General features: G+C 37.2%; 10 protein-coding genes. 4 read left to right on the top strand and 6 right to left on the bottom strand.

What is annotated here, in order from left to right:
• Positions 1 to 8 precede the first annotated feature (8 nt).
• The 3 genes from DKG80_RS12820 to DKG80_RS12810 form a co-directional block, all read right to left on the bottom strand.
• Entirely contained in the window at positions 9 to 1,121 is a 1,113-nt protein-coding gene (locus DKG80_RS12820; RefSeq protein ID WP_162555867.1) for a hypothetical protein, read from the bottom strand.
• A gap of 62 nt (positions 1,122 to 1,183) precedes the next feature.
• Positions 1,184 to 3,145: an FAD-dependent oxidoreductase gene (locus DKG80_RS12815; protein ID WP_245907009.1), complete on the bottom strand. Its 1,962-nt coding sequence runs from the start codon at positions 3,143 to 3,145 to the stop codon at positions 1,184 to 1,186.
• 12 nt (positions 3,146 to 3,157) lie between these two features.
• The gene (locus DKG80_RS12810) at positions 3,158 to 4,798 is read right to left on the bottom strand and encodes a sulfatase (RefSeq protein ID WP_109831759.1); all 1,641 of its coding nucleotides are present in this window, start codon (positions 4,796 to 4,798) and stop codon (positions 3,158 to 3,160) included.
• Between the two features lie 315 nt (positions 4,799 to 5,113).
• Between DKG80_RS12810 and DKG80_RS12805 the strand changes: the two genes are divergently transcribed.
• The 3 genes from DKG80_RS12805 to DKG80_RS12795 all read left to right on the top strand — a co-directional run bounded on the left by DKG80_RS12805 (position 5,114) and on the right by DKG80_RS12795 (position 8,867).
• Positions 5,114 to 5,623 (top strand): hypothetical protein, encoded by a 510-nt coding sequence (locus tag DKG80_RS12805; protein WP_109831758.1) that lies wholly within the window; start codon positions 5,114 to 5,116, stop codon positions 5,621 to 5,623.
• 28 nt (positions 5,624 to 5,651) lie between these two features.
• On the top strand, positions 5,652 to 6,776 hold the full coding sequence (locus tag DKG80_RS12800) for a carboxypeptidase-like regulatory domain-containing protein (protein ID WP_162555866.1): 1,125 nt from the start codon (positions 5,652 to 5,654) through the stop codon (positions 6,774 to 6,776).
• 528 nt (positions 6,777 to 7,304) lie between these two features.
• Positions 7,305 to 8,867 (top strand): glycoside hydrolase family protein, encoded by a 1,563-nt coding sequence (locus DKG80_RS12795; RefSeq protein WP_109831756.1) that lies wholly within the window; start codon positions 7,305 to 7,307, stop codon positions 8,865 to 8,867.
• A gap of 264 nt (positions 8,868 to 9,131) precedes the next feature.
• Here DKG80_RS12795 and DKG80_RS12790 read toward each other — a convergent pair whose 3' ends face one another.
• Genes DKG80_RS12790 through DKG80_RS12780 form a run of 3 tightly spaced genes read right to left on the bottom strand, consistent with a single transcriptional unit; the run spans position 9,132 to position 14,369 of the window.
• Complete coding sequence (locus DKG80_RS12790) at positions 9,132 to 10,631, bottom strand: sulfatase-like hydrolase/transferase (protein ID WP_109831755.1); 1,500 nt, start codon at positions 10,629 to 10,631, stop codon at positions 9,132 to 9,134.
• An 18-nt stretch (positions 10,632 to 10,649) separates the two neighbouring features.
• The gene (locus tag DKG80_RS12785; RefSeq protein WP_162555865.1) at positions 10,650 to 12,569 is read right to left on the bottom strand and encodes a family 16 glycosylhydrolase; all 1,920 of its coding nucleotides are present in this window, start codon (positions 12,567 to 12,569) and stop codon (positions 10,650 to 10,652) included.
• A 45-nt stretch (positions 12,570 to 12,614) separates the two neighbouring features.
• Positions 12,615 to 14,369, bottom strand: a complete 1,755-nt coding sequence (locus DKG80_RS12780) for a T9SS type A sorting domain-containing protein (RefSeq protein ID WP_109831753.1) — start codon at positions 14,367 to 14,369, stop codon at positions 12,615 to 12,617.
• Between the two features lie 390 nt (positions 14,370 to 14,759).
• Between DKG80_RS12780 and DKG80_RS12775 the strand changes: the two genes are divergently transcribed.
• Positions 14,760 to 18,836, top strand: coding sequence for a hybrid sensor histidine kinase/response regulator transcription factor (locus tag DKG80_RS12775; protein ID WP_221409127.1), 4,077 nt, complete (start codon positions 14,760 to 14,762; stop codon positions 18,834 to 18,836).
• Positions 18,837 to 18,986 lie beyond the last annotated feature (150 nt).

Genomic DNA, 18,986 nt, shown 5'->3' with positions numbered 1-18,986 from the left:
ATCTTTTGCTATTTAGTTTTTTGCTTTTTTAATTGTTTGGATTGGTATTTTGTCAAGCTCTGTCCTTCCAGATACCACTGGGCTCGCCTTGCTATCAACTTATCTTGGTGATCTAATAGTGTCAAGACAGAGTTATTGATTTGCTCAGAATTAATTTCTTTTTGCTCAAGCATGTCGAGATATAGACTGACCTCTTGATAGGAATTGCTTTCAACTGTCTTTGATATTAAATCTTCCCAAAAGGCATTTGGGAATGATGCATTTTGTTTGTTCAGTGAATTGATAAAAATAACTCGTTTGTTAGGGTCATTGTGTTTATACAATGACTTTAAAGACTCTCGATAAAGCTTGCTCTCCATTAATTCAAGGTATGATACAGCTTGTTTAGTGAAGTATTTGCTTTGTTTTTGGTTTAACTGAATTAGCTCAGAAGTGATCGAGTCGTTGAAAAACCGTTTTCTTGAAAGCTGCTCAAAAGCGAATATGTTGTCTTCAACGCTTGAACTGTTGAGGTATTTGATAAATTCTCGGGAGGATAGACGGTCACCTGTTACATCTCTGATGCTTTGACGTGCAGGACCATAGACCCAATGCCAAAGCGTATAGCAAGTCCAAGCGGCACCTTTTACTATTTGATCTTCATCTATGACGATTGTTGCAGAGGATACCGCATCGACCTCGTCGGGGTTATAATCTTTGATTTTAGAAATATCTACTGTGCGTAGTTTGTTGTTTGGATTACTTAATACCTTATTGAGTTTAACATGATCTTCGGCTGTGAATGGGGCTCCTTCAGTTTTTTCAAGATCATAGCCATTCATGAGTTCATACTTGACGAAGTCACCTATAGCTGTCCAGTATACTTCGATAGGAACCATCTTACATTCATGAGTAAAGCATATTACAGAGCTGACTTCAGTGTGAAACTCGTGGTTGAATTCTTCTGTAAGATCATATTCAAATGGTAGACCGTCGTCTATAGACGGGTGAAAAACTACAAAAGTATGCTTGGTAGCAGGGCTTTGTTGTTCTGATGGAATAGCAGCTAGAAACAAAGTCGCCATTAATAGGATGACGTTACTTCGGATGAAAGAGGTGATATGTTTACTCAACTGGTCCATTCAATAGGATATAGTCAGCGACCAGATCTTCTGGTCGCTGTTCAACTTACTGTTAATTTATATTAGCTTTTGTAGCATCTTACCTCGAAGAGTTTTACATTTTTATGGCCGTAGGTCTCCTTTAAGTTGAGGCGAATAGCGCTTGCTTTCATTTGTTCAAAGTTGAATTTGATGAGACGCTTTTTGTTTTTATCTATTTCCCCCACTTGAACCCACTTACCTTTGACTCGAACTTCAGCATTCATAGACTTCAGTAGCTCGATGGGAACGTATCTACTGAACTTGTCATTGTCTTGTTGATCCTTGCGCATCATGATGTTCCTATTGACATTCGTATCGCATTTGATCTCAATCTTGGATATTGAGATAGGTTTGTCCCACTCCAATTGAAGTTTAGCAGGCAATCCATCGGACTCCCAGTGATGGATCTTGTCGATTTCGTCTCTAGACACTCCGTCTATAAGAAGATTAGCATCACCAGATACTGTAGAGTTCCCGAATATGGCCGAAGCCTTTTTGGCCAAATCCTTTTCATCATTTGCAGGTCTATTAGGGATGTGAGCATCATCTCTAAGCAATTGCTCTTGCAGCTCATTCATATATTTCTCCGTGACTGTACGTGGCAATACTTTCTTATTGACACACATAGCTGCCGCTGTACCTACAGCTTGTCCCATCAAGGCACAAGTTCCCATTACTCTACTTGATGATAGAGCTATATGAGTCTGGCTAATGTTTCTTCCTGCAAAGAATAGGTTTGGTACATTTCTCGAATAAAGACTTCTGAATGGAATTTCATAGATTTTTTCAAACTTTTGATGGAAGTAACTAGGAGGCTCCGTGATGTTTTCAATACCACCAGGATTGTGTTCATCTAGTGACCATCCACCGAAGGCCACCGCATCATCAAAATGCTTGTAGTTGAGTAAGTCAGGTTCCTTGAGAATGTAATCACCAATAAATCTTCTAGATTCTCGTCTACCAGGTAATGAGCATACCCAATCCAACGCATAATTTTCTGTTTCTGGACATTCTCCACTATTTTTCATGTAATCCCAGATACCATAGGCATATCCCATTAATTTCTTCCTGTTTTCTTCGAACTCACCTATGATATCCTTCTCGCTGCCGACCTCAGCCCACCAAAACCCCTCTTGGAAGTGCTTTAGTTTACGTTTAGGGTGTGCATTCTCTACATCAAAAGGAATAGTGAAGTGTGGAGCTTCGAAAGGCATCGGTTTACCATGATCCTTAGATGCTAATAGGATTGTAGCACCCATTTGCCAACCATCAGGTTCATCAGGAGCATATTTCTCACCAAACTCTTCCTTTCCTTCTCGCCCTGTTCTGTATAGCGCTCCAGAAGTAGCAGCTAAAAGACCATCGCCAGAGCAGTCAATGAACAAGCTAGCGTTGATCATGATTTCAGTCTCTGTGGTGCTTTGCCAGCATCTAGCTGTTTTAATTTTTTCGCCATCCATTTTCGCCTCGATGGCTTGAGTATTGAGTACTACATCTAAGTTTGGCTCTGCAGTAATGAAGTCGTAAAGGACATGATCTCGTACGGACCATGACTCTTGAGGATTAAAGAACTTATTATGGAGTAATATCTCCTCTATGATACCTGTTTCACGGTCTACACGCTCTTTTTTCATGCTCATAGCACCGAGTACCAATACGCGAATCTCACTTGAGGAATTACCACCTAATACCGGTCTGTCTTGTACAAGGATGGTTTTGGCACCTCCTCTTGCAGAGGAGATAGCGGCACACATTCCAGCTAATCCACCACCGATGACCGCTACATCTACATCGATATTCGATTTACGAATAGGAGTCCCCATTTCGCCAGTAGCTACCTGTTTCCATTGGTCAGATGTTCTGTCGCCAAGTTCGTCACCCAATGATTGTTTGTCCATAGCTGAACCAGCCATTGGGATCATAGTGGCCGCAACAGCCCCTTTTCCCGTTTTCTTAAAAAAGTCTCTTCTTTTCATCTCTTTATAATCATCAACCTTCTTCAAGGAGTATTTTTATTAACTTTTATTCAAATGTGCAGCCTCCCATTCGCGGTCAAAAACTTCTATTAACTCTTTGACCAATGCAGGATTATCAGCACCTATATTTTTTGTTTCATGAGGATCAGCATCATGATCATAGAGCTCAACGAAGATTGGTTCTGAAGAGAAGTCACGTCTATCTTTCCATATCACTAGTCTATATTGACTTGTTCTCATAGCGTACCCCATGATGTAGTTTTCAAATAGATCCCTTTCCCAATTATTTTTTACTTGCTCTATTATTTCACCCTCCACGTCTTCAATCAATGGGCCAAAGTAGGTTTCTTTCATACCATCAGATAGAGGGTGAGCTCCCCATTCTCTTAGAGCTGGTGTTGGGAACTGACTAAATACGGCTTTTTTCCAGGGCTGTTGAGGGTCTTCGGTCAGTGGAATGAAACTCTTTCCTTCGATATGTTCTGGAGGAGTGATGCCTGCAGCTTCACAGATAGTAGGATAGATATCAACCAATTCAACTAAGGCATCTGTTTTAGCACCTCTTGCCTTCTCAGACATATTAGGAGACCAGAATAGCATAGGGACTCTTGTAGCTATTTCATAATTTGTAGCCTTACCCCAAACTCCCATATCACCAAGGTGCCATCCGTGATCACTCCAAAGTATGATCACGGTATTGTCTCTAACGTTTGCTTCTTCTAGAGCTTCGATCATCATGCCAATCTGAGCATCGACATAGCTTACACAAGCTAGGTAAGCATGCTTCAATGTAATCGCTAGGCTGTCATCTAGATCACCATATTTAGGAATTCCATGTCTTACTCTAAGTTCAAATGATCGGTGCAGCCCCATAGCGGAACCATTTTCGGGTCTTTCTACTTGTGTAGTAAGCTTAATATCTTCTCTATTGTACATATCCCAGTACTTCTTAGGTGCTACCCAGTTGAGATGTGGTTTGTTAAACCCTAGCCCTAAAAAGAAGGGTTTGTCAGCGCTGTCCTTAAGCATTTCTTTCATTGTAGCGATGGCCAACTCAGTATTATAGCCATCCCAATAGGTCCTGTCAGATACATCTGCGCTTTCGTAAGCTGGTCCACTACTACCCAACCCTCTTACAGCACTACCTTTGCCATACTTAGCTATAATGTCTTGAATGTTCTTCTTCTTAGCATTTTGATTTTCTTTAAGTGCAAATCCTCCGAAGATATTTTTGAACGGGGGTATCTTATTTTTAGCAGGGTTGAAATTCCATGAGATTTTATCGTCACGATCACCATGGTGGAATATTTTACCACAGTATGCAGTGTTGTATCCATTGTTACCAAAGTGCTGTGGCAGTGTGATAATATCAGGATTCAATTCGCGGATCTTTAGATAGTTGTGAATAATACCACTTGTAGCAGGACGTTGACCTGTTAGTAGACTTGCTCTAGAAGGTCCGCAAATGGCTTGCTGACAATAAGCATTATTAAATTGCAAACCTTGACTTGCCAATGCATCTATATTTGGACTGACTGCTATTTCCGAACCATAGCTTCCTAGCTCGGGTCTCAGGTCATCGATGGCTATGAATAGTATGTTAGGTTGTTTTTGGGGGAGTTTTTTTGCACATCCAGATACATATAACAACACGACTATTGCAATCGTTATTTTCTTCATAATATTTAGTTTAATGAAATATCAGAGTGGCTAGAAGCTTATATCTGATGGTTAAATATTATTTCAAAAGAACTACTATAAAGATGGTCGACTTATTGATCTTGTCATTTTGATGTCTTATTCAGTAATAGAACATTAATTCAATAAATAACTAATTATCAGTTTTAGAGACAAAAACATACAAGTATTGCTGTTTTAACGAAATCAATCATCTCAGAGACTAAATCGAAAGAATTACACTGGTATGTGGTTTATCTTTAAGTGATTTGCAGATCTGTTTAATACAGTTTTGCTTCAATTTTAAGATGATAGATTATGAAAACAACATTGTTATTACTTGTACTCTTAATGGTAGGGGTAACTATTCAAGCACAAACTAAATTTGAACAGACAGTAGGTATGGATGAAGTACCTGAATTGGTAATGGATTCGTTACAGCATCATTTGACCGGATACAGAATTGATTCTGTGGTTACTTCTATTGCAAAATTGGACAGTCCATTTGGTATTAAATATAGATTCCAGTTAGATGGAGTAGAAACAGAGGAGGCTAGAATGGTTCAGATTGGTATTTTTGAATCTGGAATCAAATTCATGAATGGTTATCGCTATGAAAATACTGGGGAGCTACCTCTGGAGGTTTTCATGATTATTCAAGAACAATGTCAATCAAACAAAGTCAATAAGATGGCCAGGTTTGACTTCGTAAAGACTTCTACTTACTTCGCTGAGTGTGGAGGGTATCGCTATCAGTTTGATGAGAACTTCAAACTAACAAAGAAGATGGGTATTAATAAAGATGGGGCCGAGGTGATTCATCATTAGAGGATAAAAAATGAACCAGTCCTACTGAATGAAAAACTCAGTTATCTTGATCGTTTGTCTTATAATGTTAGCTTTTGTGGCACATTCACAGACCTTAAAAGTTCCAGAAATGGTACTGGAAGAACCCTCTGCAGGTAGGAGAGTCAGGGTGACACCAGAAGAGTATAAGGGGACAGATGTCTTTTACTCTTTGTATTTACCAAAGGAACATACCTCTGAAGGTTCTTATCCAATAATTATTGAATATACTGGTAATAAGCACAAGGCAACAGGTTCCTCAGGACTGGTTCAGGATGCAAGTTTGGGATATGCAGCTGCCATTCATACTGGGGCTATTTGGGCTGTTATGCCATTTGTTGATGGAGAGTCATCTATGACCAATTGGTGGGGAGTAGAAGAAGAGACTATTGAATTTGCAATTACGAATATACGACGAATCTGTGAGAACTATGGAGGTAATCATGCACAGGTGTTTATTTGTGGTTTTTCCAGAGGAGCAATAGCTGTTAATTACATTGGTTTATACAATGAAGAAATTGCCGATGTTTGGAATGGTTTCTTTTCTCATGATCACTATGATGGTCAGCGCGAATGGCGAGGAAATTGGGGAGCTCCGCTGGTGGATTATCAGGATGCTGCTAAAATTCGATTATCAAGAATGAAAGGTAGAGCTGCCTTAGCGAGTCAAAATGGAAGTACTCCGGGGAAAGTCCGTGCTTATTTTGATGCTAACAATTTGAATAATTTTGGAGAGATTACTCACAATGAGTTCTTGGTACAAGATATAATTAAAGACATTCCTAACGAAATAGTAACACATTCTCATACAGATCAATGGATGCTATGGGAGTCCGATGCCAAGGACAAAGTAATGAATTGGTTTGAGGAGGTTTTGCAGAAACACCCTGGTACATATACTATTTCAGGAGAAGTAATTTCAGAAGAAAAGGTTCCGCTAGAAGGAATTTTGGTACAGTCAGGAAGAACACATTTTACCAAAACTGATAAATATGGAGCTTATAAAATTGAAGGATTAGTATCTGGTGAAAGGATGATTAGAATACCAAAATTCAATAAACATAAGATTATTGATTTAGCATCAGATTGCTATAACATCGATTTCAAAATTGATCTGACACATTCAAACGAATAATTCAAGTCAAGAAAGAAAAAGAGAAGCCCGATGAGCTTGCCCTGATAGATCGGAAGTTCATGTGTATTACACTTAACAAAGAATCTCTGATTTAGTTTGAATGTATATTCTTGACACAGAATAAATAGCTTTTTAGTTAGTACGAAATTGGATTGACTATCTATGGTTTGGGCTATTCTTAAAAGCATTCACAATCTGATAAGAGGTAATTAGATAAACTCCATAAGCAATGTGAAAATGTCAATATGGATATTTAATTTGATAGACTTAAGTTGTAATATTTTAATTCTAAATGTAAATATGTTTATGGTAAATTGTAATTTACCATTAGGTAATTAGACTTTGTTAAGAATTAGAGTAGTAAGAGGTCTCATTAAGCTTATATCAGTTTCAATTTTACTAAATCAAACAATATTGGCACCTAATCCAAACTCCCAGAGTTGCGACTACTCTACCTTGTCTTTCTAAAATGAACAAGGGCATTTAAGAAATACTGAAAGAATGCCAGTTTTGATAAAGGTAATAATTATGAAAAGGATTTGGTTATTAACTGCACTATCTGTGTTGATGTCAACTATGCTGAGCGCATGTGAAGATTCGGTTGAAGAGATAAGTGCAGAAGAAGAAGAAGAAGAAGAAGAAGAAGAAGAAGAAGAAAAGAAAGATGAGAATACTCAAAATGAAGAAGAAGAAGAACTTATACCTTCGATAGAAAAGGTAGTAGAAGAAGACTTTTACAGCCCCCCAGCAGTTTATGGAGTGACTAAAAATCTTGTAGTGGATTATTATGTTAACAATAGCGACGAAGGTGATGATAGTAGCGAGTTACAAAAAGCGATTGACGAGATTAGTGCTGAAGAAAGTGGAGGTAGGTTGATTATTCCTGCTGGGCAGTATTATCTCAAAGAAATCAATTTACAGTCTAACGTGCATATAGAAATTGACGAGGGAGCTACTATATACCCCGCATCTTCTGGTTGGAAAAGAAGTTTTAATCGAAGGTTGTTCTACGTAGGGAGAGACAATTATGAAGAGAATATTAGTTTAGTCGGTACAGGGAAAGGTTTCACTATCGACCTGAGAGATGATGATTCGGATCGATACATAGCCTTTTCATTGAACAGGATGAAAAACTTTAAGATATCGAATTTCAATATTCAAGATAATAAGACCGTATTTGCTTCCATTCTGGTGAATTTTTCTAGTGATTCTGATGGAGATACCAAATGGCCTACGAATGGTGTTATCTCAGATATTCGTCAATATGATGCGCTGTTTGGATATGGGTTGGTTCAGATGTATGCCGCGGATCGTATATTCTTCAATAATCTATACTGTGAGGGAGGGGTTACTCTTAGAATGGAAACTGACAATCGTGCAATGAAGAAAGCAGGATTTGGTGGTATTAACGAAATATATGCTGAGAATATTCAAGGCGAAAATGGACTCGCACCTGTGATGTTTTCTCCTCACTTTATTGATAATGGAAAAATTCAAGTTGATGGCGTAAAAGCTATTAGTTGCGCTTTTGCTGTCAGAACTGATATGGGAGGCGTTGAAATCTTTGGAGACGATTTTGGATATGGTATTAATGGAGTGAGTCAAGAAGAAAAGGCTTTATTGAAACAAAAAGTAGAAGAGCAAGTAGGTACTGGTTCTGTGCAGACTGTGTATTTAAGAGATAATGGTCGCATTTGGGCAGCGAGAATCAAGAATGAATTTGCTGATAAGGCTTTCGCAGTTTACGGTTTAAAGCCAGGTGTTTTTAAAGATATAAAAGTATTTAATGTAGAGGCTATCTATGGTGAAACAGCAGATCTTAAACAACACTTCCTCGATTATCTCACCTGTGAGGAGCGTTTAAAAGTTTGTATTCCGAGCTATTGGGATAGAGTGGGACAAGTTTATCATGGCCCATCAGTAGGGGCGGTGTTTAATGAAGTCTATAATAGTGGCTCTGGGTTCGGCTATTTTGATACCAATGTTTACAATGTTAGTTCAACTGGTTTTCCAATTGGGTTTGTTGAAAAACTAGTGCACGATACTAAAAGTACAGGATGTAATAATGTTACATGGCCTACTTGCCTTTGATAATCTAGAATTTCCGATATTCTTTTAAGTAGTGTTGTGCCAACTGTTCGACTTTTGAGACTATCACACGAGGTACAGATGTAAAGTTAAATGCATTGTGTATATCTTTAACTAGTATTCTAAGTCATCTGTATAAGAATAGATGACTTAGAATTTATCTTTTTATTTGAGATCAAATTATAGCTAAATGTTTTGATGCATTTTTAATCAAAAGAGACTGTCCTTTTGAGACAGTCTAGAATAAATTGAACTACTTACTAACCATTACTTGATAGGAGATATGTAGTCTTCATGGTTGTACATCTGACCAAAGGTTTTACCGAAATTAGGCATATTGTTTTTATTCCAGTTTTCTTCAAACTTGTAACTTGGAGAGTCAAAGAATGCCGGTTTTTTTTGGGTCCAAGTCCATTCGTATATTGATCTTTTCATTGTTTCAACTTCTTTTTTGAATTTAGAAGAAACATCATTTGTCTCTCCTATATCCTTAGAAAGATCATACAATTGCCAATCTCCATTTCCCCATGTGTATAGTTTTAAATTGTTTTTAATCACACCAGTACGATTGATACCATTCATTTGCCTCATAATGAATAGAGGTTTATCTTTTCTAGGATCCGTGAGGTTCACAATATCGTTCCATACATTAATACCTTCTGTAATTTTACCATCATCGATTTTAGCACCAGTCAAAGCAGCAAAAGTTGGATAAAAGTCTAGGGTTGAGAAGTTGTAAGAGGTGATTTTACCTTCTTGGACTCCACCCTTTGGCCAGTGAATAAACATGGGTACACGATGCCCTCCTTCATAGGCATCTCCTTTTCTACCACGTAATGGCTTATTATTAGCCCCAGCAGGAGGTTTACCACCATTGTCACTTAAAAATATGATCATTGTATCATCATATTGATTAGAGTTTTTTAGTTGATCAATTAGGCGTTTGATGTTATAATCTACATTATACATCATGGCAGTGTAAGTCAGTCTTTTGTTTTTAGTAGCAGCATTATTACCCAGGATTTTCTGTAATTCTTCTATGTCAGAAGGCATAGCTTGAACAGGTGTATGTGGTGCATTGTATGACATCCAAAGGAAGAATGGTTGATCATCTTTAGAGGCGTTGTCTATGAATTCTATTCCAGCATCTGTTAATACATCTGTACAATACAAACCCTTGTCAGAAGCGATGTATTCATTTCCATTCATCATTGGACGGTTATAGTTGCCAGGATAATTTCCCGCTTCGTAGTCGGAAGGGTTGAAAGATGTTGGGTCGATCCAAGTATTTGAGAAATACTCGTGACCACCTCCTAAGAAACCATAGAAATAATCAAACCCTCTACTCAGTGGATGAAATTGTTCTTCTTCGCCAAGGTGCCATTTACCTATTATCCCAGTGTAATATCCAGCTTCATCTATAGCTTTACTGATGAATTTTTCTGAAGTAGTAATTCCATTTCCAGAAAAAGCTGCGAGATTGTATTGTGCGCCCAGAGCATGAGGCATTCTTCCTGTCATGATACTTGTTCGGCTAGGGCCGCAAAAGGGGTGTGTAACATGAGCAGAAGTAAAAATTGTCCCTTCTTGGGCTAATTGATCTAAATTAGGGGTATAGATGTCTTTTGCTGCATCGGGCATAAAGCCAACATCTGCGTAGCCTAAGTCATCCATAAGAATAAGTAATATGTTTGGCTTTCTTTCCTTTGCATGTGTACATTGACTTAGTGTGCTTGTAAGGAATAGTGTAATAAAAAGTAATCTCATAATATTTTTTTCGTGTTATTAGATGGCTTTTATTTTAATGTCATCAAAGTATATTAACGCTTTATCTGATACATCATTTGTTTGAATAACTAGTCGAATTCTGTCTTTAATATTTGACGCTTTATTTCTATTGAATGTATGTTTGATAGTTATCCATTCACCTTTTTTTGCTTTACTCAGATTAATAGGTGCAGTTTGTAAATAAGGGTCTTCAAGAGTAATCTGAAATTGGTTTAATGTGTTGGATGGTGCAATCCATACTTTCATTGAAAGTTCATGCATTCCGGCCTGAATATTTGTGGAACCAAAAGGTGCGAAGATTACTGCTGGGTTATCAAGTCCATTCTCACATGAAAACTTTAATGATGTAGAGCCTTTAATACTTTTTTCCTTTGTGAATGAATAGTAGTCGCGTGCATTATTTGGAATGTACCATCTATCGGTACCTCTATCCAATTCGAAAGGGCCTTCAAAGCTGAAAGCTTTTTCGTTTGCTTGAGTTGTCACCTTAGGTGGGGTAGCATAGTTTACTGAATTTCGAGTCTGGATTCGGATATCATCTATATAGACCAATCCTCTCTTAGTAGTGTTAGAGGGTTTAAATATTAACCGAACTCTGTCCTTAGTTCCAGAGTTTTTCATACGACTGAATGTCTGTTTTACTGTGATCCATTTCCCTTTTTGAGTTTTACTCAGTTTGATAGGCTTAATTTGAAGGTAAGGCTCTTCGAGTACTGGTTGAATTTCACTTAACGTATTACTTTCATCAATCCAGACTTTCATCGTCAACTCATAAGTGCCGCTAGGTATCTGTACAGAGCCAAATGGGGCGAATATTACGGTATTGTGAGCTAAACCGTTTTGAGTTTCAAATTTTAGTGAGCTTGCACCAGAATGGCTTTTTTCTTTGGTGAATGAGATAAATTGTTTGGAATTATTAGGTATAAACCATCTGTCAGGCCCTTTGGGAAGTTCAAATGCTCCTTCAAAGCCAAATGCTTGTGAATACGGGTTTGTTAATGGTGGATTTTGAACTATAGAGGTATTCTTCTTAGGTGTTGTGCGAGTAATATTTTCTTTGATACCGTAGTCTCTATCCCAGATCCTTATATAATCAATTTCAAAGTCGGCAGGTAAATGTTGAGAAGTAGGTATACCGTTCCAAGGAAATGTTTCAGAATCTACCCATACTTTCATAGGGTTGACCAATATCCATGCTGAATCTGAAGCTAATACTTTTCTCTTATTGATTTCTCCTAACAGTTTTCCGTCAGCATAAAACTTAAGATACTCTGGAGACCATTCGCATCCGTATACATGGAAGTCATCAGCTACCCGCCAGTCCAGCATGTAGTGATCTCTCCAGTTTCTTCTGTTAGATTTTTTCGTCCAGTCTATGATCGTCCACAAGAACTCATTATCCATTCTTTTTTCAATTTTATGAGGTTGTATATGCTGACCGAAGAATTCAAATACATCAAGCTCCTGTCCTTTACCAGTTGCCCAAAATGAACTGGTAATTGGGGCATCAGCAGCTTTACACTTGATCTCCATATATCCAAATTGAAACTCCTTTCTTGAAATTAAAGCACCTGTCGTGATGTTTTCATATTTCTTACCAGATGCTTTATCTAGCTTTTTTGAGAATTCGAAATCAGGATCCCATTGAGTTCTGACTATACATTTGCCATCTTTGATGAATACGTTTTCTGTAGAAAACTGCGAAGGTGCTCTTCCTATCCATCTAGATTGAAACTCTCCGTTTCTACCTTGTATCAGCCATTTCTTTTCATCGATTTTATCCTTGTTAAATTCATCGCTAACGTGCTCGAGGTATTTCCACCTGACCTTACTGTTAGTCTCTGATAATGGTTTGTATTTCTGAGCCTGAGCAGTTATACCGAGTGTCAGTCCAATTAAAAAAAACGTATTTTTCATAGAACAAATCATGTAGTTGTTAGTCTTAAATAAATGCCATTGTGTCTATTCCACTACTAGTTTTTGCAGGGATACTGTGCCAGTTTTTGCGTATAAATGAATGAAATAGATGCCACTTTTAAGATTTTCAATTGGTATGTTGATTGATTGTACAGGTTTTGCTAGTCTACTGATTTCCTTTCCAGTATAACTTGTAATAGCTATGTGCCCGATAATGTCAGACGTTATTGTGACAGTGCCTTTAGCTGGATTTGGATAAATTTCGAAATTCGCATTGCGGGAGACGTTAATTGCAGTTGTGGTCTGACATTTTCTTTCTTTAAAAGAATCGTACCGGAATGGTGTAGCTACTGAAGTATTTGGAGCATTTCCTCGGCTGCTACCGTTAAAATATACTTCATCAATGTATATTGTATTAGTTGTGCCAGCGAGATTACCTATGATTTGAAGAGTTAAGCTTTCATCTTCTGGTGTCTGAGAGGATAATGAAAATGATGTAGATACCTCTGTCCATTGCCCCGTAGGGGCAGAGGAAATGTCTAGGTCTATATTTGTATTGGACTTTTGTAATCGGGCTCGGATTTTTGTTAATTGACTATCAGTAGATTTCCAGATTCTCATAGATAGTGTATGATTGCCATGATCTAGCTGAATACTGCCAGAGGGTGAATTGACATTAATGTTAATTTTATTGTCGTTCTGGGTGTTTTTTGGTAACTCTTCTGAGTGGTGAAATTTTAGACTTCGGTTACCTGAATAAGGTTTTTCATTGGTGATATCCGTGTATGGAATACTGGCTCCGTTAATCCTCCACGATAGACTTCGGTTGTTGATCCATGTAGCACCTTCAAATCCAAAAAAATCATTATACACATAAGGTGTATTGGCTTTTTGCCAAACTCGAATATATTCGATTTCATAATCTGCTGGTAAATCTTTCTCCTGGGGCATGCCATGCCAGGGGAAAGTCTCAGAGTCTACCCAAAGGAAGAAAGGGTTGGTGATCGTCCAATTCTCATTTGAAATATATTTGATACGTTCAGTATTGGTTCCTGTTCCTCTTACCCAAGTAGTGAACAATTTACCATCCGCATACATTTTAATATCATCGACTGTCCAGTCAAAACCATAGGTGTGAAAATCATCGGCTACATTCCAATCCATCAGATATTCACTGAAAAATGTTTGTTTCCCACCCGTACCTGGAGACCAATCAAGCATATTTATTTTTAGTTCTCTTTCCTTGCCTTTATTTTCTTTATTTGGTTGAATATGATCACCAAACATCTCAAACATGTCCAGTTCTGTATTGCGACCAGTGGTCCAAAACGAACTGGTAACAGGTGCATCTGCAGCTTTGCATTTGATTTCCATATAGCCATGTAAAAATTGTCTACGACTGATTACTGCAGCTGTAGTGATTGGTCTTGTCGATCCATCTGCATCTAAACCATAGCAATACTCATCACCATTGTTTAAGCGAGTACAATCATCAGGAGTAAATTCATATTCTGGCTGCCATCGCGTTTGTAATTTTAGTTTACCACACTCTAGTCGTACGTTATCAGTGGAAAATTCTGATGGCTGTCTACCTTCCCAATTAGATTGATATTGTCCATTTCGTCCTTGAATGAGCCATTTGGTTTCATCCAATCTGTCACTTTCAAACTCATCACTAAGGTCTGTGTTGAGTACCCAGTTTCCTTTATTTTCTGGATCAGAATGTGGAACCTGTGCCTTAGTATTAATACAGCTCCATATGACCATTGTCATCAGTGTAAACACAATTCTTTTCTTCATTGTCTTATCATCATAGTTGTAATAAAAATACAGGCAGATTCAAGTAAGCAAGGTAGTTCAGGTTAAAAGTGAGAGGTTTAGATAATGTCACAATGATGTCTGATTTGATAATTTAAGTGTTGTTTTTATGATGAATAACTGTAGTAATTAATGTTGTTCATTGAGGAGGTAAACGTATTTATACACGCGTTCAAAAACATAGAGTACAAATTGAAAAACAAGAAGGATGGAGTTGGATTAAGTTTGTTATAATGCTCTAGAGTTCTTTTACCTCTTTATGGTTTCCTAAGTCCAATCCAATCTATCTTTTAAGTATTAACTTGATAAATAATCGCATAGGGGGTAAATTATAGAAAGGAAGTAATAACCCTTTTCGAGATAATTGATATGATGATACGATTATTTATCCTAACCCTTTTTGGTTTTTTGAGTTTCACAATAATTGCTCAGACTAGCGATGAAGCAATAGGGATATCTAGGCATTTGACAATGCAGGATGGGCTCTCTCATTTTGGAGTGACATGTATTTTAGAGGATCACAAAGGGTTAATTTGGGTTGGGACATTTAATGGCCTCAATAAATATGATGGGTATGAGTTTAAAGAGTATCGAAATGGACATAAGGATACGCTAATAACGAGCAATAGAGTATCATCATTATTTCAGGATCAGAACAATAATATACTTATTGGGACTGAAGGAGGACTCTCTCTTTATGAGTATAGCACGGGACGATTCAAAACAATATATACTAGTGAAAAATCCGCACAAGGTCGTCCTGGGCCAGTCATTACACAGATTGCTCAATTAGGTTATTATGTGATTTGCCTTACAAAATCAGAAGGACTGTTATTGTTCGATGCAGAGCGATATGTTTTTTTAGGTTCATACGTACCAGATTCAGTGGATAAAAGAACTTTTTTACCTCGAGCTTGTATGGCTGTCAATTCTAAGTTCATGACAATAGCTTCCAATAGAGGACTATTCCTTTTTGATGTTGATAAAATAGAATTTGAACAAATTGTAGAAGACGATGTGCCTTATGCATCTGATATTGTTTTTGATCACAAACAGTTTATGTATGTATTACAAGGATGGTCTCTAGGTATGGTAGAATTGACAAGCTTTGAAAATAATGCAAAGCCTAGATTCAAATACTTGCATAAAGTACTTGGAGTGAATGATTTCATCAACATTGATGTGGATAAGGAAGGGAAGATGTGGTTGATGAAACGAAATAATCATCTAACTATGATTCCTGATCCAGAGAATATGAGATACAATAGTTTTCAACGAAGGGACTTTAGTTTTAAAAATAAATTCACGAGGCTGAGCTGTATAGTTTCTAATACTTCCAGTGGAGGTTGGGTTGGTAGCTTTAATCAGGGGCTTTTTAGATTTAGTACAACAGATAGGGTATTTGTTTATAATGATTTGGAAGGCTCTAAGTTGAGAAGTAACGTTTCGAGCAATGTTCGAGAAGCAGTTGTAGTTAATGATAGTCTAGTATTGCTAGCCATGTATGAGAATAGAGCTCATTTACTTAATGTAAAAAACAGCAGTATAAGTCCTCTTGAGAATTTTGCTAAACCTGTTAAGCACGCATTTTTGGATTCGCGAGGCATGCTGTGGTTGAGTACATGGGACAGAGGAATATACTTCAAAAGAAAGAATGAACACAGATGGACTCAACTCATTGAGGGTGATTATGGAAATATTGCTGTAGATAGAGTAGAAGGTTTTGGAGAAGGAGATGAGGGAGAGCTTTGGGTGGGAGGTTTGTCTACACTATATCGTCTTCGATTTAAAGGGCAGCAGATTGAGTCTGTAGAAGAGCTAGAGCTTCTTGGCAAAGAAGGAGTTATTATTAGTGTAGTATATCCAGACCCTGAAAAAAAGGGGGTAATATGGGTAGGAACTAGATCTGACGGTTTATTTCGGATTGAGACAACTGGAGAATTGTATGATTCAAAAGTAGTTAATGTTATACCAGAAAAGAAAGATGAAAGTTCGCTTCCCAGTTATTTTGTATCGTCTATTATGAGGTTGCCTTCAGGAGAACTCTGGATCGGTACGGAACAAGGAGGTATTAGTCAAGTAATTGAATCGAATAGGAATCTAAAGTTTAAGACTTATTCAGAACAGGATGGCTTAGACAATTATGACGTCAGGTCTTTTTTGTTTGATGGAGACGAACATCTTTGGGTGGCGACCAATAAGGGGATCAATCAATTCAACTTGAAGACAAGAAAGTTTAGGAATTTTAATTTAGAAGATGGGTTGATACCATCAAGCTTTGAGATTACATCTATCAATTTACCTGATAATAGAATGCTGTTTGGCGGAAATAATGGTGTCTGTTATGTGGATCCTGTACACATTGCACAAGATAAAGGAGCTCCACAATTAAGATTTGGAGAATTGAGTATATCTAATGTACCGATAGAAGTAGGCCAGCCATTATACGAGAAGGTGATACTTAGTAAGCCTTTAGACGATATTGAAGTGTTAGAGCTTGATTATAATGAAAATAGTTTGTCTATCGAATTAATATCTCTTCATTATTCTAATGCAGAAAGTCATTTGATTAAATATCGATTATTGCCAGAGGATACAGAGTGGTTTGTAACATCTTCTCAAAACAAAAAGGCCAATTTTAGTATGTTACCTTCTGGACATTACATATTTGAAGTAGCTACTTCAAATAGTAAAAAAGAATGGTCAGACCTGAGAAGGTTGGAAATTATCGTTAATCCCCCGTGGTGGAAGACAACATTGGCATATGTAATATATTTTGTATTATGCATAGTTATAGGATTTATAATATTTAGAGTGTTGTTGAGCTTTAATAAGCTAGAGTACAACCTTGAACTTGAGCAGTTAGAGAAAAAACGAGCAGTGGAGCTTGACTCAGCTAGGATCAAACTATTTATGAATATTTCTCATGAATTCAGAACACCCCTTACTTTGATTTCAGGGGCTATTACCGTTTTACGTAAAATGCTTGAGAATAATCAAGATGCTTTTAATCATATAGACTTAGTCCATCGTCAGTCTAAGAAAATGTTTCAACTAGTGGATCAAGTGCATGACCTAAGAAGAGGTGAGCAAAATCTTCTTAAACTCAATATGCAAAGTTTCGATTTCACTGATTTTATAACAAACATAAAACAGGATTTTGAGAGACTAGCTAGAGATACAGGAAAGGATTTGATCCTTGACGGAGAGGCAAATCAGCTTTTTGTAATGGCGGATGAGCAAAAGTTGGAAGTGGTGCTCAATAATCTATTGAATAACGCTTTCAAGTTTACAAAGAAAGGAGACAGCATTACAATTCGGTATGGGCTAACGGAGAAGGGGTTTTTCTTTGAAGTAGAGGATACAGGTAAAGGTATTCATAGTGAAGATATTGATAACCTATTTAAAAGATTTTATCAATCTAAGCAAGGGGATGGATATTCTGTAGGTTCAGGTATAGGCTTGGAATTAACTAAAATGTTAGTAGAAATGCATTTTGGTGAGATCGAGGTGAATAGTAAATATGGTGAAGGCGCAAAATTTTCTGTCTTCATGCCTGTCAAAGTGAGCCGTGAAGATAAGTTCAGTGAAAAAAGAATAAAAGAGATCCTTGAAGATGAAAGTCATGAAGATAAGCAAAAAGTAGAAATCGATACTTTTGACTTAGCCAATCTAATTATGGACTCTTCTCTTAATACTTCTACAATTTATTTTGTAGAAGATAATCATGATCTCAGAGGGTTTGTAGAAGGAGTTCTGAGGGATTATTTCAGAGTAGTTTCGTTTTCAAACGGGCGTGAGTGTATGGATGCATTAGAAGAAGAATGGCCAGATATCATTATTAGTGATATATTGATGCCAGAGCTGAACGGACTGGAACTTTGTAAGAATGTAAAGGCAGATATTCGTACCAGTCATATTCCAGTCATCTTGTTGACTTCTAGATCATCCATAGATGAAAGAATTGAAGGATTAGATATGGGGGCAGATTCTTATATAACTAAACCTTTTGAGATGAGACATTTACTTGCTGTTACACAAAATATACTACTCAATAGGAAAAAGCTTAGAGAGAGATTTAAAGTAGATTTTCCACTTTCCCTAGAAAAGAAGCAGCAAAGTGAAAGCGATCAGATTTTTCTTGAGAAGTTATATAAATTGATGGAAGATAATCTTGACAACGAAGAGATGGATCTCAACCAATTTACTCGGGAGTTGCATATGAATAGGAATCAATTCTTTAAAAAGGTGAAAGCAATTACGAATACAACTCCTAAAGAGATTGTAAGGTCTTATCGTCTAAAGAAGGCTGCTGAGTACTTGATATCTGGAGAATTTACAGTGATTGAAGTATGCTATAAGACTGGATTCAAAAACCGAGCTTATTTCAGTACTTTATTTAAAGAGTACTATGGAGTATCTCCAAGTCAATATGGAAAGCAAGATTGATTGAAAAAGTGTAAATTCATATCACCAGATAAATAACATAGTGGACCCTTATCTTGTTTTTTGTTATGAAGACTTGAGAAAGAGGTCAGGTATGTATAATGAGTTTAATTTCAAACCTTGTAGCTAGATAATAATATCTAACAATGTTGT

Origin of the sequence: Reichenbachiella versicolor (assembly GCF_003171675.1) — a bacterium.
GTDB classification, from domain to species: domain Bacteria; phylum Bacteroidota; class Bacteroidia; order Cytophagales; family Cyclobacteriaceae; genus Reichenbachiella; species Reichenbachiella versicolor.
The sequence above is the reverse complement of the archived record's forward strand: the minus strand, read 5'-3'. Positions and strand labels throughout refer to the sequence as shown.